Genomic DNA, 16,607 nt, shown 5'->3' with positions numbered 1-16,607 from the left:
TCTGAGACTTTTCGAATCAATCTCCTCCCTTAAACCTGTATCCTACTCCACGTACGGTCTGAATATACGGATTTTTGGGATCAGGATCTATTTTTTCTCTAAGCCTGCTAATGTGTACATCAACAATCCTGGTATCACCTGCAAAATCATAGTCCCATACCTGATCCAGCAAAAGATCCCTGCTAACCACCCTGCCTTTATGACGGATTAAATACTCCAGCAGTTCAAATTCCTTTGGAGTAAGCTGAACAACCTGTTCATCCACCTTAACCTCATGACTGGAAAGATCAATAACCAATCTGTCCATCGAAATAATCTCATGGTCAGGTGTTTCCTGTACTCTTTGTACACGACGTAATAAAGCTCGTACCCGGGCAATAAGTTCCCTCGGACTAAAAGGTTTGGTGATATAGTCATCTCCACCAAGTTCCAAACCGAGAACCTTGTCCAGTTCCTCATTCCGGGCTGACAGCATGATAACAGGGACAGATATGTCTTCCTTCCTAATCAGACGGCAAATATCATAACCATCCATTCCCGGAAGCATAATATCAAGTATAATCAAATCCGGTTTTTCCGTCCTGATCTTTTCCAGTGCTTCAAGACCATCACCTGAGGTAAGAACTTCAAATCCTTCTTTCATCAGGTTGTAGCTGATCAGACGGGCAATCGCCTCTTCATCTTCCACAACCATAATCCGTTTGCTCATATCAGCCTCCCACTAACAGATAGTTTCCACAACATAAGAAAAGACAAATGCGCTGGTGTGAGGATTTCTATCTTCTCAACCAACGCATTAAATACCAAACTCCGATTTTTTCCAAAACCCTTCATTACCCCATTAACATGTATTCCGTATGGCAAGGCTTTTAACCAATAATCATTCTCCTGCTATAATTTTACTGGTCGGAGCGACACGATTTGAACGTGCGACCTCTACCACCCCAAGGTAGCGCTCTACCAAACTGAGCCACGCCCCGACTTTGTGCCCTCACGATGAAGGCTTATAAAGAATACCATATTAGGGCTGACAACGCAACCCTAGGTTTGTCCGATTACTTCTATCTTTCTTACCCCATCAATTTCGCCAAGCCCGGAAAGGAGATTTTCCGGGGTATCTGCCATTCCTGCGGTTTCAAGGGAAATCGAGACATTGGCAATTCCTTGCAGGGGAATCCCTTGATTGATAGTTAGAACATTACCTTTGACCAAGGCAATAAAATTCAGAACCTGAGAGAGCACTCCTGCTTTATTTTCAAGGATCAGGGAAATGGTAATTATCTTTTCCCGGCTCGCCTCATAAAACGGGAACACACCATCCTTATATTTGTAATAGGCACTTCGACTAAGCCCTACACGCTCGACAGCGTCGTTGATCGTATAGACATCCCCTTGGACAAGGAGCTCTTTTACGCGTGCAGTTTTTAAAATGGCTTCCGGCAAAATATTTTTACTGACAATAAGAAAATCATTTGTCTTCTTGCCAACCACTCAATCGCTCCTATCTCTTCAATCCTTACCGCTGATATATGCCCCCGGTTCACCTACCGGTACGTCAAACGTCATTTATCTCCAAAGGTATCTTTCGATTTTTTCAACTTCCGCACTACCGTGGACTGATTAACACCTAACGCCTCGGCAGCTTTGACTGTGGTTCCGTGAAGTTCCATCGCCAGGGCGACAAGTTGTTGTTCCAAATCATCGATAGCTTCTTTAAGGGGAACCACTTCGCTCACTGTGACTGTCCGAAGAGGGCTCTGGACCTTTTCATAAAGTACGCCGCCGACTTCTTTAGCAGAAATAACCTTTTCGTTAGCTGTAACTACTAACCTCTCGATTACGTTCGCCATCTCCCGAACATTACCAAACCAAGGATAATCCAACAACATCTGAACAGCTTCCGGCGAAAAAACCTTCTCCAACCCATGGCGCTTATTATTTTGCTCCAGATAAAAAAGAGCCAGGGGAATAAGGTCCTCTTTCCGTTCTCTGAGGGCTGGAACTTTAATAGGCACAACATTGAGGGTATAGAAGAGGTCTGAGCGGAAAAGCCCTTTTTCAACTAACTCTTTTAAAGGTCTATCTGTACCTGCCATAATTCTGGTATTGAAGGAACTTATCTCTTTTTCGCCTGTTACCTGCAACATCTTGTCCTGAAGAACACGCACCAGGCGTCCCTGTAAGTTTAGGGGCATTTTACCGATATCCTCCAGGTAAACACTCCCTTGATCAGCTAACTCCAACACTCCCGCTTTTCCGATATTGCCGTTCCCTATTGATACTCCTTGCCCAAAAAGTTCAATTTCCAAAAGTTGCGCCGGCAGTGAGCCGCAATTTAATTTATAAAAAGACCCTTTACTTCGTTTACTCTGGCAATGGATTAATCTGGCAATTTCTTCCTTGCCTACCCCTTGTTCTCCGACTAATACTACTGGTGAATCGACTTGACTGACCCTAAATGCCAGATCCAAGACATTGTTCATAATGACTGAACGTGATCTCAAATCAGCACGCATTTCCTGATTATTCCTCATCTGAGCTATCTCAGACTGATATTTTTCGGCAAGCTGTTTACTTTCCTCAAGAGCTTCTCGCAAGAATACTAACTCACTCATATCTCTGATGTTGATAACAATCTTGGCAATTTCTCCTTCTTCATCATAAACCGGGTTACCCGTGATCGCCAGGGAATGCTCCGCATAAGGCCTTTCCAAAATGCTAACCAAACCGTCCTGTTGTTTTACCAAATGGATAATATTTTTCTGGAAAACGCCTTTATCGACTAAATCCTTAAACGGACTCCCCACCAACTCTTCCCACAAAAGGTTGAGGATTCTCCCCACAGCAGGATTGCAACGTAGAATTTTACCCTGACCATCACAAATAATTAACCCGTCATAAGAAGAACCTACGATTTTCTGGAGTTCCTCAGTAAGTTGTTTTACACTCTGCAGTTCTGGTAAAACTTTTTCTATCTCGGAGACATCCTGGAAAACCCCTACCGCCCCTACAACTTCCCCATCCTTAATAATCGGGGTGCGATTGGTAATATACTGTCTTCCACCCACCTGAAACTTTACACCGAATTCAGGTATTCCGCTGCGGACAACCCTGAGGAGGCCCGTGGGAATAATAACATCCGTTAAAAAGCGTCCCACGGCTCCTTCTTTGGTTGAACGAGTTGGTCTTTCGGCTGCCGGGTTAAGGGATGTAATTATCCCTTGTCTATTAATTGCTAGAATTCCATTATGCACGGCGTCAAAGACCGCCTCCAGTTCACAACTACGTGATTGAACCTCTTGCAAATACGCCTGCAATAACGAATATTTGGATACTACCCCGGTAATTTCTTCCTGGTTATTAAACACAGGGTATATCTCAAAGGGTAAATCCCAAACATCTTCCAATGATGTCTCTTCGTTTAAAGGCAGAAAGCGAGTCGTCAAATAGTCAGCAGCCTTATTTTCCGCAGCATAGTTTTCCAAGCCCTTCTCGTTAACCTGGTCTTTGGTTACCATACCCAGTAAATGACCCTGTTCGTTGATTAAGGGCAAGCCAGTCACCTTTTTTTCCATCATCAAAGTCATTGCATCCCCGATAGTATGATAGTTATAAAGATATACGGAAAGCCGTGACATCACTTGCCCCACACGCAACAAACTATCCCCCTCCAAATTACTATCTATTTGGTTGGATACCAAGTTCGATTTTAGCCACAATCTGATTATGAATATTGGAGGTTCCTTCCAGAGTTTCAAACTGTTTGGCATCGCGAAGCCATCTGCCGCATGGATATTCGGTCGAATACCCAAAGGCCCCGTAAATCTTCATTGCCATGTTTGCCCCGTGAACTGCTGCATTACAACCGGCCAGCTTAGCCATCGAAGTTGCCTGTTGGTTGGGCAATTTGTTATCTTTTAGCCAAGCAGCATGGTAAAGCATATATAAGGCCCCTTCATCTTCGAGCTTCATATCGGCAATCTGTTGCTGGATCATTTGATACGTCCCAATCGGTACGCCAAACTGCGTACGTTCCATCGCATATTTACAGGCGCCCTCCAGGCAAGCTGCGGAAAGCGCGACCGAACCGGTAGCACAACCCATGCGCGTGTTGTTTAACATCCACATGCAAACCAGGAAACCCTTATTCTTGGGACCTAAAAGGGCTTCCTTCGGGAGCACCGCATTCTCAAACACCAGTTCCGAAGTCGGAGCAGGCCACATGCCAACTTTCTTGAGAATGGGAATTCGCGTAATGCCCGGGGTGTTATTGTAGTCAACGATGAAACAGGATAGCCCCTTGGTTCCGCCGCCTTTTTCCGTGGCCGCATAGAGAAGTCCCACGTCGCAGGTATGGCCGCCGGAGATCCACATTTTGGTGCCGTTCACCAACCAGTGGTCACCCTTATCTTCGGCAAAAGTTTTCATACTGGCCACATCGGAACCTGTGTTAGCTTCGGTTAATGCAAAACTGCCTACAGATCTCCCACTTAGAAGACCAGGGATATACTTTTGCTTTTGTTCCTCAGTACCCCACTCATTAATGGTCATGGCCGGTCCCCAGACATTGCCGCTGACACTTAACCTCCAGGAAGTATGCACTTTGGATATTTCGTATAAAGCCAGCACACCTTCCATCCAGCCCATGCCGTTTCCGCCGTACTCTTCCGGCAGGTTCCATCCCAACAAGCCCTCGTCACCCATTTTGGTGAGGATCTCACGGCGATAGTAATGGTTATCTTCATCTTCTTCCACATAAGGAGCTATTTCCTTTTCCGCAAACTTGCGAGCCATATCCTGAATCATTTTTTGTTCATCGGTTAATGCAAAATCCATTATGTGTTCCTCCCCTAAAATAAAATTATTCTTTAAAAAATCTCACCGAAGATATTACCCGGACAATCCTAGCCCTTGATCGACCTCGGTAAGATCATCTGATGGATCGGGGTAATAGATTTGGGGTTTTGATAATTAGCGCACGTAAACGCCACGCAATATTTTCTTAAATCCGGCAGGGTTACCACCTCATCCACAAACCCTGTCTGAGCACAGTATACCGGCCTTGATTTATCGTTGTAATCCTTAACCATTTGATTCATCTTTTCAATAGTCGGTCCTAAATCGCGACCGGCATCTTGTTCCTTGACCAGCCTGCGGGCATAAGAAGCGGCAGCGGCAGTTTCCCCATGCATGACATAAATTTCTGTCAACGGTGTTCCCAGGGTAAAGGCGTTATTTTCATTGGCTTGAGGACCACCCATAATATAATGAGCGGCAGCGGATCCTTTTCTCAGGACAATACACATCATAGCGACATCCGTTTGTTCGATTGAATAAATCAGGCTTTGACCCAGAGCGAGCAATTCAGCCCTCTCGGCGATATCTCCAACATCAATCCCGGTAGTATCTTGAATCCAGATTATCGGCAAGTTATCGCGACCGCAGAGGGTGACAAATTCGTTTTGCTTGATCAGCCCTTGACGATATTGTTTACCGCCGATCCCCATATAGGCTCCATTTGCATACTCCGGATAATTCAGTAACGCTCCTTGTACGTTGCCGATGAATCCAACCGGGAAGCCGTCAATTTTAGCTATCCCTGTGAATACCTCCGGACCGTAACCAGGCTTGTACTCCATAAATTCACTATTATCCGTCAGACGAGCCAAAAATTGAATAACATCATAGGCTCTTTTTTGGTTAGATGCAACGATCATATTTAAATCTTCAACAGGGAACTTAGGTTCGGCAGGTTCTGCCACCCTAAACACTTTGGGGTCGAAGACCGGCATACCCTTCATATAATCTTTGATCCCATCCAGAACGCCCGTTTCGGCATCATAAACTTCCCTAAAATAAGCAGTCTCATCAAAATGAGTTTCTACCCGTCCCGGGGGCTTTGCGACGAATCCCCTCGTAGCATCGATTAATTGTTGGGCCGATTCCTCGTCAAAGTAGCCTTTGGGATTCATCCCGCCCACAATTCCCGCTCCGCCCACGGCAATATTGCAATCCTTATGGGCCAAAAGGATTGTAGGGCTAATTCCCTGGTAACCTCCCCCGGCAGGGTTTGTACCATAAATAGCATTTAAAACAGGAATCCCCAGACGGTTCAGTTCCGCATGTCTAAAGAAAGTAGTTCCGCTTCCCCGCCGATTAGCATAGACTCTCTCTTGCTCCATTAATTTAACCCCACTGCAATTAGTGAGCCAGACTAGAGGAATATGCAGCCTTTTAGCCATGTCGGTTACTCTTAAAATATTCTCGGATTGGCCGGAAATCCAAGCCCCTGCCATGACTTTATTATCAAAAGCAATAATTACTGCCCATTTTCCTTCAATTTTACCCAGACCGTCAATAACCCCCGTACAACCTTCTTCGTTATCGTTCGGGTTAAAAAGGGTATGCAGGGGACACCAGGTACCGGGATCCACAAGATATTCCAATCTATCCCAAACGGTCATCCAGCCTCTTTTCCTGATTGATTCAGAAGAAGAACCGGCGTTCTTAACCTTTTCTATTGCAGCGTTAATAATATCCTCTTGTTCTTGAATAAATTTAACGTTTGCCGCACTCCGCTTTACTTCCCCGGCACTCAAGGGTTTCCCAATATCGTCCATTTTTTCGAAGTAAGGGCGCAAAGCTGTTTGCTTCCTATCCATTAATAAATATCCCCCCTGTTTGTTCTTATCATCAACTAAAGTTTAACCGCATAGGCATGTAAGCATTTTACGAGGGCAAAACTTAACCAAAATATACCAGGTAATGGGTACTTCAGTAACAATCTTTACCCTATGATTTCACCACCTCCTCCTTAGAGATTTTCCCGACACCTTGTAAAGATAAATTGACTCAAGGACAAATAAGTATGCATTTGCGCATAGGCATATTCAAATTTGCCTTTGTACTATTATTTAGTATTTACGCTAGGATATCCATAATAGTTCTCAGGTATGGGATGATCTCCTAGATTCTCCTGGATTCTCCACATTTCAGTCCTTTGCAATTATGCATATTCAGCCTTGTCTGTCCTTACATTATATCATTTATTCACAAATTACAATACTGTTATGCATCCGTGCCGGAAGAATCCTACGCGATCGTCTTGAGTGCCTGCGGTAATATTTAATCAACAGAAAAGAACGCTGGATACCGCACGAGCTGCATTCCAACGTCCTTTTAATACGCTTCTTTGATTTCATACTTAATCTTTGTTAGATTATGATGCAGATTAACCCTCCGCTGCCGTCATTGACTATCCGTTGTAAAGTATCTTGCAGCTTATGTTGGGCATTTTCCGGCATTTTATAGAGTTTATTCTGAATTCCTTCCCGCACCAGATTATGCAAGGATTTGCCAAAAATATTCGACTCCCAGACCTTCTTCGGATCACTTTCGAACTCATCAAGCATATATTTCACAAGTTCTTCGGCTTGCTTTTCCGTTCCGATCAAGGGCGTTATTTCTGTCGTAACATCCGCTCTTATAATATGCAACGACGGAGCACTTGCTTTGAGCTTGACCCCATAATGCCCCCCTTGTTTCACAAGTTCCGGTTCTTCCAGAAACATTTCATCAAGTTGGGGTGTAACAACGCCATATCCATTGATATGGACTTCTTCAATAGCCGTTGAGAGTTTATCCCATTCTTTCTTAGCCTTACTATAGTCTAAAACCAAGCGAAGCAACGTATGATCTCCTTCAATTTCCATCCCGGAGAGATCTTGCAGGACGGTTTTAAAGAGCCCTTCGACAGCGGTGATTTCAACATTGGCTACTCCGGTCCCCAGGTTCATCTCTTTAAGGAGAACATCTTGAGCATATTCACATTCGGTCAAGGCATCCAAGGCTTGATCAATATCCCGCAAACGCCGTACCCCTTCGATCGCTTTGCGCACAGTTTCTTCAAAAGCAGCCCGTACTTGATGAGCGGGGTCGAGTTCCTCAACCCATTTTGGCAGATCAATATTTACTTCAGCTACGGGGAATTCATACAGTACTTCTTCAAGAATCTGGGTGATGTCATCGTTATTCATTTCCAGACAATTCACTGGAATAACAGGTATCCCATATTTCTCCTCGAGAGAACGGCTTATTTCCCGCGTGTTTTCTGCATAGGGATGAGTTGTATTTAAGATCACTACATATGGTTTTCCCAGCTGGCGGAGTTCAGAAATGACCCGTTCCTCGGCATCCTGATAAGCCTCCCGTGGAATATCCGTAATAGTTCCATCCGTCGTAACTACGATTCCGATCGTGGCATGATCACTGATGACTTTACGGGTACCCATTTCAGCAGCAGCCTGAAAGGACATAGGTTCGTCACTCCAGGATGTTTTCATCATGCGGGGCTCTTCACCGTCTTCTGTCTCGTACCCTGAAGCACCTTCTACTGTGTATCCCACACAGTCAACCATACGTACATTCATATGAATTGAGTCTTTAACAACAATTTCCACGGATTCTGATGGAATAAACTTGGGTTCTGTCGTCGTGATCATTCTTCCATTCCCACTTTGAGGAAGCTCATCTTTGGCACGCTCCCGCTCAAAAGCATCCTGGATGTTGGGCAGAACTAGGAGGTCCATGAATCTTTTGATAAAGGTGGACTTTCCTGTGCGAACTGGCCCGACGACACCGAGGTAGATATCGCCCCCTGTACGTTCAGCAATATCTCGAAAAATGTCTACTTTTTCCATTAGTATTTTCCCTCCCTTTTGAGTGCTGTCCCCAATTTGGGAAAGGGCCTCCACCTTATCTCCCCTTCCACCTCCCAGTAACAAGTGGCTTCCCGATAACCGGACTAGCACCTTAAGCAATATAAGTATATTGGTTCCTTTGGACAAATATGACATCACAATAAAAAACGTAGAAAAGGTTTTTATACCTCTTCTACATTTATGAAACAATTATCTAAATATGAATTAATTGAACCAGTTCATTTCCATTACTTCTTCAAGTTCATGGCGTTTCCCCCGCATCATCAAATCCGCTACGGCAACTTTTGGATCGGCACCTTCAAACAGTACTTTATAAGCTTGTTCTGTAATAGGCATCGAAATATTGTTCTCTCTACTAAGCTGATAGGCAATACGGGCTGCCCTAACCCCTTCCACCACCATGCCAACACCTTGAAGCACCGTCTCTAATGACTTCCCCTGCCCGAGAGCGACACCGGCCCGGCGATTTCGGCTGTGCTTGCTGGTACAAGTAACAATGAGGTCACCAACTCCCGATAAGCCTGCGAAGGTCATCGGGTTTCCCCCCAGGGCAACTCCCAAGCGTACAATCTCCGCTAATCCCCTGGTCATGAGTGCCGCTTTGGTGTTGTCCCCAAATCCTAACCCCTCGGCAATCCCGGTGCACACAGCAATAACATTTTTTAAAGCCCCTCCCAGTTCAACCCCGATGACATCAGGATTCGTATACACTCTAAATTCCGGCGTCATCATCAGGTCTTGAACTGCTTTGGCATTTTCTACATCTGAGGCAACCACTACGGTTGTCGGCATATTCTGTCCGACCTCTTCCGCATGACTGGGACCGGACAACACGGCAATCGGATGATGAGGAAGCTCCCCCGTTAATACTTCAGAGAGACGGAGGTGTGACCCTTCTTCCATTCCCTTGGCCGTATTGACTACGATACAACCCGGCTTCAGATAAGGCTTAACCAAACGGGCAGCTTGTCTGACACTATGAGATGGTACGCTGAAAACAACCAAATCGCCGTTTAAAAGTGAAAGATCCGTTGTCGGCAGAACTCCTGGGGGCAAAACAACGCCCGGCAAATAACGTACATTTTCACGATGTTTGCTCATTAACCCCATCTCATCCGCATGACGACCAATGAGCGCAACCTGATGACCTGCATTCGCTAAGACAACGGCCAATGCGCTCCCCCAGCTTCCAGCCCCATAAACCGCTACATTAGGCATATTTAATCCTTCTCCTTCTCTTCATCTTTCTGTCGAATGATAATTCGGATCGGAGTACCCTCAAACCCGAAATGTTTCCGCATCTGATTCTCTAAATAACGTTTATAGGAAAAGTGCATCAGTTCCGGGTCATTGACAAAAAAAACGAATGTCGGGGGCTTAACACTAACTTGCGTCAGGTAGCGGACCTTTAAACGCCGCCCTTTATCGGTCGGAGGCGGGTTGAGATGGAGCCATTCTCTCAGTAAGGTGTTCAAAGTGGCCGTCGTCACACGGGTTGCATTTTGTTCGGCGACAAAATCCACAAGCTCAATAATTTTTGTGATCCGTTGTCCCGTTAAAGCCGAAATAAATATCATTGGTGCATACTGCATAAACCCTAATTCTTCGCGAATAGTCTTTTCGAATTTGTTAATGGTCTTCTCATCCTTTTCAACGAGATCCCATTTGTTGACCACCAAAATAATTGCTTTGCCTGCTTCATGGATATACCCGGCAATCTTTTTGTCCTGTTCCGTAACTCCATCCACAGCGTCGATAAGCATGAGGATCACGTCAGAGCGATCGACCGCACGCAGAGAACGTACAACACTGTATTGCTCGGTTAATTTATCTATGCGCGCTTTACGACGCATCCCTGCGGTATCAATGAGGACATAATGCTTCCCATCTTGTTCAAAGGGAGTATCTATGGCATCCCGGGTTGTTCCCGGAATGTTACTGACGATAACCCTGTTTTTCCCGAGCATCATATTAACCAAGGACGATTTTCCGACATTTGGCCGTCCAATAACAGAAATCCGGATCACATCAGAATCATACTCTTCTTCAGTATTCTTTGGTAAATTTGAAATCACCAGGTCAAGCAAATCACCGGTATTCAGACCATGTACTGCCGAAATGGGAATTGCTTCTCCTAAGCCCAAACTTAAGAAGTCGTAGAGTTGGCCTTCAACTTGTTCAAAATTTTCTACTTTATTCGCAGCGAGTAAGACCGGTTTTCCAGACCGTCGCAAAGTACGAGCAATCAGCTCATCATCCGGCGTAGGAGGTAATCGGGCGTCCACCACAAAAACTACGATATCCGCTTCTTCCATGGCAATTTCCGCTTGCCGGCGCATCTGAGCGGCGATTGGCGTCCCTTCATCTTTAAATTCTATTCCCCCGGTATCAATCAAGGCAAACTTATGTCCCAGCCACTCCGCATCGCGATAAAGTCGGTCTCTCGTCACGCCAGGTATATTTTCCACGATGGCCACAAGTCCGCCGGTGATGCGATTAAATAACGTTGACTTGCCGACATTCGGGCGTCCCACGATGGCTACAACGGGTTTACTCACAGCATTCCACCTCCAAAGAATATCCGATCACATGTTCTAAGAATGAAAGCCCATCGTTTTCGACGATACGCGCCTTGCCATTAACCTTTTCTTCCAACCATTGCACGCTCAGATCGTCGAGAAAGATGTCTTCATCGGCCTTAAGCATAACACGCGGGATAAGAAACTCACCACCCAACAAATCTCCTAATTGACGGGCTACATCCTGAGCCGTAATTAAGCCCGCAGCCGTGACGGATGAACCAAAAAAATCATTGCGGATCGCGTGGACCGTGAGCTTCAAACCACTTACTTGCTCCATCAAACGGTCCCGCCACAGTTCAAAAAAGCCTTTAGCTGATGTTCCGGTAATAAGATGCACATGACGTTCTATTATTGCTTCCGGCAATTTCCTCCAGGCAACTTCCAGCTCAGTAATAAATTTCCGGACCATTCCCACCCCATTTTCTAATTGCGGAAAATCATCATAAAGTGTAGCCTCAGGAAACTCTCGTCCGGCCAAAACGTAAAATTCATCGGCGAAATAGACAAGATGTCGGCCCGTCTGCTCAAAGAAGCGCTTTTGCCACCTCTCCGCCTGATCCAAGACCTTGTTCGCTTCAGCCGACAAGAATCCGCGCAGTGGTGTAAGCTGTTCGCGGTAGCGAGTTAACCCCACCGGGACTACAGCAATCGATTGTACCGCAGGATAGAGTTCAGCTAACCGTTCGATTGTTTCCCTCAACACATCTTCGTCGTTATAATCCGGGACTAAGACAACCTGAGCATGGACGACAATTCCAGCCTCAGCCAAACGTTTGATTTGTTCCGGCAGCTTTCCCGCTTGCGGGTTTTTCATAAGACAGACCCGAACCTCTGGATTCCAGGCGTGAACAGAAATATAAAGCGGACTTAGATGCATTCGAAAAATTCGTTCTAAATCCTGCTCACTCAAATTAGTCAGGGTGATGAAACTCCCCTGGGTCAGCGATAAGCGGTAATCGTCATCTTTAGCATAAAGCGTTGCCCTCATCCCTTTGGGCATTTGCGCAATAAAACAAAACATACAATTATTACGACATACCTTTAGCCCCTCGGCACTTATTGTCTCTACCTCTAACCCTAAGAATTCCCCAGGACCCTTCTCTATGTCAATCTCCCACAGCTCACCACTTGGTTTTTCAATAAGCAGAGTATATTTTTCTTCCGAGATGCCAAACTGAAAGTCAATGATATCGTTAAGTTCTTCTTCATTCACACTAAGAACGCGATCTCCGACTTGAATCTCCATTTCTTCAGCAATACTCCCAAGGTCAACCGCTGCAACCACAAGCCCCCTAGGCAATAAATTCCATCCTCCTGACATTCCAGATCAGATCATATCATCCCAGCCAATAATCGTTCCCAGGTACTACAAAATTCACACACCTGCTACAGGAGTTCTTGTTCTTCTGAAGATTCGTAGACTTTTCCTCCATTCGCAGGCAACAGCTGTTCGACGATCTCCGTTTCTCTTTCTTTTTCAAAATAATACAGCCATGCCAGACGAAGTCCTGCCCAAACTGTGAACAAGCCCACACCGAAATTCCAAACAAATGGATCAGGGAAATCCGCAAGTCTCACAATCCCCTCATAAGTAAAACGCCTGAAGACTTGGTTCAAAAGGACGCTCCCTGTAAAAGCAGCGGCCGTTCCCCAAAAGGAGTGCGCGGTCAACCAGGCGGCAAAGACCGGTACAACGGTATAAACCCAAGATTCGTAGGGAATAACCCCAGGTGCATTCACGAGAAAAAGCGTTTCCATGCTTAAGACAAAGCTTGTCAAGAGGAGCGGTAAGATCCGCCGTTCAGCACGTTGCCAAGCCCATGCCCAAAAAGCCAGCATGACCGCCAGACGCGCGTAGTGCCAGTGCCAAAGTGTTGTCGAAGGAAAAACTACCTCTCCACATTTTCCTAGCAGCCAGGTGCCCAGCAGCATCAGAAAAAACCGTCGAGAGGCTCGTTTTTCGGTCCAAGCAGCAAGTGCTAAGAAAAGAATCACCCATTCTCCATAGGGGAAATCCAAATGAACCCCTCCTTAAACGGACCCCATACTCATATTATTCCCGTTTAGGCGGAGTTTACACCGAGACGTTGCGCAGGTTCGTTGCAGTATGGCTTGATGGAGCTCTATTACGATAACGGGATATATTTAAGATCAAACCAAGCTCAATCAACGTAATAACCAGGGAACTCCCACCATACGAGATTAATGGCAGGGTAATCCCTGTTACCGGTAAGACGCCGGTCACAACTGACAGGTTAACTGCTGTCTGAATCGCCAACGAGGAGGTCAGTCCAAAACCAAGGAGCCGTCCAAAGCGATCCGGACATTCACGAATCACTCGGTATGCCCGGGCATATAACGAAATAATGAGGCACAATAAAAACAGGGTACCCACAAAGCCCAGTTCCTCCCCGACAATGGCGAAGATCATATCTGTATGGTTTTCTGGTAGAAAACCGTATTTTTGCATACTCCGACCCAAGCCAACACCAAACAAGCCGCCCGAGCCAAAGGCAATCTCGGCGTTTGTAATCTGGTATCCGATATTATCAGCATATTTCCAAGGATCAAACCAGGCCAAAATTCTATCCCATTGATAATGAACGGCTTGAAACTGAGTGCGCCAAATCAGATAGTAGAGCGGTAGTCCAAATGCCGGACAAGCCAACAGAAACCAGAACGTCGGAAGTTCCGTCTGAAATAACATAACAGCACCGGTCGCTGCTAATACAAGCGTCGTCCCTAAATCAGGCTGTTTGTAAACGAGGCCCAAAACGAGAATCGAAACTGGAATCAGTATTCCCAGCGGGGTGAGCCAATTTTTCCCACGTTTGATCGGATATCGGTCCAGAATGTGCGCGTAAAACAACACCAAAGCCAATTTAGTGATTTCAGAAGGCTGAACATTAATTCCCATAATCTTAATCCAACGGGCAGAGCCGGACGTCGCATCCCCTGCGTCCGTACATACTAACGCAATAAGTAAGCCGATACTAATAAGGATGCCCACTCCTGCGAACCGACGCCAAAACTTATAAGGAACTTTAATGACTACAATCGCAAAAAGAGAACCGATGAGTGTCCACTTCATTTGTTTGAAAACATAGAAATACGTATTTTGTGTAGCATTAAACCCTCTCACTGCCCCGGCACTCAAGACCATAATTAAGCCAAAGGCTATGAGGGCAAGTGTTATAAATAAGATAGGAAAATCAATAGGCCGAGTTGGTTTTAGTTTAGACATCTTCATCCCTAATCATGATCTTTATCCAAAGCATCATTGATAGTTTCTGAATTGTTTTCAGATTGCGAGACAATCGCTTCGTTATCACCTGCTTGAGCAATGTCTTTGACCATCTCGCGCATACTTAGGCTTAACCGTTTCGCCTCCGGCTTACATTCAATAACCTTGGCACTAACCTGATCCCCGACCTTCAGCACCTCTTCTACTTTATTGACGCGATGATCCGCTAATTGCGAAATATGAAGTAATCCATCCACCCCATCTGCAAGCCCCACAAAGGCGCCAAACGGAACGATGCGCACCACAACTCCTTTTACAATGGAATCTATCGGATATTTTTCGGCCACCCGAACCCACGGATTTTCTTGAAGCTGTTTAAGCCCTAAAGATAGTTTTCCGGTATCGTGTTCAAATTTTAATACTTGGACTTCCACTACGTCCCCCGTTTTAAGTATCTCCGAGGGATGCCGGATGCGGGCGTAGGCCATTTCCGAAATATGAAGCAGTCCATCAAGCCCACCGATGTCTACAAATGCACCAAAATCGGCTATCCGTCGCACGACCCCAGTCACAATATCGCCGACTTGAAGGGTCTCTAATAAATGTCTGCGTTTATTCGCCTGCTCTTCTTCCAAAATAATTTTTTGGGAAAGAACCACTTTCCGTTTGGCAGGATCAAATTCAATGATTCGAAGACGAAGGGTTTGACCTAAAAACTGGTTCAGGTCTTCGACATAACCGAGTTGGAGTTGTGAGGCAGGAACAAAACCACGTATTCCCACATCAACCAGCAAACCGCCCTTGACAACCTCAACGACTTTTGCTTGAATCTCCTCTTTACTCTCAGCGAACTTTTCCAGTCTTTCCCGTGCTTGTTCTTCATCCGCTTGCCGTTTAGAAAGGACGGTATACCCTTCTTCATTTTCAACACGAATTACCACTGCGGCAACTTCATCTCCTATGGATAGGAGGTCCTCCGCGCGTATTTGGCGGATCCCCTTTTCGTCGGTAAATGGGATGATACCCTCTGATTTCCAACCAATATCCACGAATATCTCATCATTTGTTATTTTAACGACCTTACCAGTCACCCTGGCTCCCAGGTGAACATTTTGAAAACTCCCTAACCAATTGGCCATATCCATTTCATTTTCATTCATTTCGAACATTGTTTGATAAACCTCCTCAATTATCCAATCTGGTGAAGAAGCCCCTGCAGTTAAACCCGCACTTTTTGCTTCTTTAAACCAGTCAGCTTCTAATTCCTCCGCTGTTTCGATCAAATATGTTTTCGTGAGTTCCGCACAAATACTCGCTAATTTTTGAGTATTTGCACTATTACGCCCACCCACAACTACCATGACATCAACTGTTTGCGCTAACTCACGAGCAGCCTTTTGTCTTTCTGCCGTTGCGTTACAAATCGTGTTGTGCACGGTAAGGTCTTCAGTATGGAGTTTTAGCTCTTCGACAATCCCTGCAAAACTTTCCGCGAGTTGGGTTGTCTGTGCTAAAACGGCTAGTTGCGGGTAAAACGGAAGTTCTTTGGCTTCCTCGAGCGTTTGAAGGGATAAAGCCTGTTTTCCTGCCCACCCCAGAATTCCCTGTACTTCCGGATGAAGTTTGTCTCCCATGACAATTACTTGCTGCCCCCTCCGAGCAGACTCTGCAGCCAGTCGTTGAGCTTTCTGAACAAAAGGGCACGTCGCATCCACCACTTGAATTCCTATATTTTCAGCCCCCTGATAGACACTGGGTCCTACACCATGGGACCTGATAATCAGGGTTTGTTCAGCTAATACCTCATCCAAGGCCTGAACAACATGAATTCCTTGCTCCGCCAAGCGTTTTACAACCTGTTGATTGTGAATGAGTGGTCCGAGGGATACTGCCGATGAAGTTTCCACTGTCCGTTCCGCCATATCCAAGGCGCGCTTAACACCAAAACAAAAACCAGCTTTTGCCGCCAGTTTGACTTTCATAACCATTGACCTCCATAGATCTCCATAATAATCGTAAAGCATAAGTTCTCTACTGTGTTCTTAAAATCCTGCTATTTTG

12 protein-coding genes and 1 tRNA gene are annotated in these 16,607 nt (G+C 45.6%); all 13 read right to left on the bottom strand.

All coding sequences use genetic code 11. The features are described 5' to 3' along the window. Positions 1-16: 16 nt before the first annotated feature. Positions 17-709 (bottom strand): winged helix-turn-helix domain-containing protein, encoded by a 693-nt coding sequence (locus AC6I5A_RS09940; RefSeq protein WP_034615119.1) that lies wholly within the window; start codon positions 707-709, stop codon positions 17-19. Positions 710-903: 194 nt separating this feature from the next. Further along, positions 904-980, bottom strand: a tRNA-Pro gene (locus AC6I5A_RS09935). Between the two features lie 61 nt (positions 981-1,041). Then, entirely contained in the window at positions 1,042-1,491 is a 450-nt protein-coding gene (locus AC6I5A_RS09930) for an ACT domain-containing protein (protein WP_034615116.1), read from the bottom strand. 71 nt (positions 1,492-1,562) lie between these two features. Further along, complete coding sequence (locus AC6I5A_RS09925) at positions 1,563-3,650, bottom strand: sigma 54-interacting transcriptional regulator (protein ID WP_497900651.1); 2,088 nt, start codon at positions 3,648-3,650, stop codon at positions 1,563-1,565. 28 nt (positions 3,651-3,678) lie between these two features. After that, positions 3,679-4,836 (bottom strand): acyl-CoA dehydrogenase family protein, encoded by a 1,158-nt coding sequence (locus tag AC6I5A_RS09920; RefSeq protein WP_034615110.1) that lies wholly within the window; start codon positions 4,834-4,836, stop codon positions 3,679-3,681. A 68-nt stretch (positions 4,837-4,904) separates the two neighbouring features. After that, positions 4,905-6,662, bottom strand: coding sequence for an acyl-CoA carboxylase subunit beta (locus tag AC6I5A_RS09915; protein WP_034615107.1), 1,758 nt, complete (start codon positions 6,660-6,662; stop codon positions 4,905-4,907). 552 nt (positions 6,663-7,214) lie between these two features. Further along, complete coding sequence (spoIVA, locus tag AC6I5A_RS09910; protein WP_034615233.1) at positions 7,215-8,699, bottom strand: stage IV sporulation protein A; 1,485 nt, start codon at positions 8,697-8,699, stop codon at positions 7,215-7,217. A gap of 225 nt (positions 8,700-8,924) precedes the next feature. Beyond that, positions 8,925-9,938: an NAD(P)H-dependent glycerol-3-phosphate dehydrogenase gene (locus AC6I5A_RS09905; RefSeq protein ID WP_034615102.1), complete on the bottom strand. Its 1,014-nt coding sequence runs from the start codon at positions 9,936-9,938 to the stop codon at positions 8,925-8,927. Positions 9,939-9,940: 2 nt separating this feature from the next. Continuing rightward, complete coding sequence (gene der, locus AC6I5A_RS09900) at positions 9,941-11,278, bottom strand: ribosome biogenesis GTPase Der (RefSeq protein ID WP_034615099.1); 1,338 nt, start codon at positions 11,276-11,278, stop codon at positions 9,941-9,943. Further along, entirely contained in the window at positions 11,271-12,602 is a 1,332-nt protein-coding gene (locus tag AC6I5A_RS09895; RefSeq protein ID WP_497900646.1) for a DUF512 domain-containing protein, read from the bottom strand. Before AC6I5A_RS09895 ends, der begins: the two co-directional genes overlap by 8 nt. Positions 12,603-12,688: 86 nt before the next feature. Then, positions 12,689-13,321 carry a hypothetical protein gene (locus tag AC6I5A_RS09890; protein ID WP_034615093.1) on the bottom strand — a complete coding sequence of 211 codons (633 nt, stop codon included), beginning with the start codon at positions 13,319-13,321 and terminating at the stop codon, positions 12,689-12,691. A gap of 55 nt (positions 13,322-13,376) precedes the next feature. Continuing rightward, positions 13,377-14,546 (bottom strand): putative lipid II flippase FtsW, encoded by a 1,170-nt coding sequence (ftsW, locus tag AC6I5A_RS09885; protein ID WP_052168015.1) that lies wholly within the window; start codon positions 14,544-14,546, stop codon positions 13,377-13,379. An 8-nt stretch (positions 14,547-14,554) separates the two neighbouring features. Then, positions 14,555-16,528 carry a bifunctional 4-hydroxy-3-methylbut-2-enyl diphosphate reductase/30S ribosomal protein S1 gene (locus AC6I5A_RS09880; protein WP_034615086.1) on the bottom strand — a complete coding sequence of 658 codons (1,974 nt, stop codon included), beginning with the start codon at positions 16,526-16,528 and terminating at the stop codon, positions 14,555-14,557. Positions 16,529-16,607 lie beyond the last annotated feature (79 nt).

This window comes from Desulfosporosinus sp. Tol-M2, assembly GCF_059735615.1.
The sequence above is the reverse complement of the archived record's forward strand: the minus strand, read 5'-3'. Positions and strand labels throughout refer to the sequence as shown.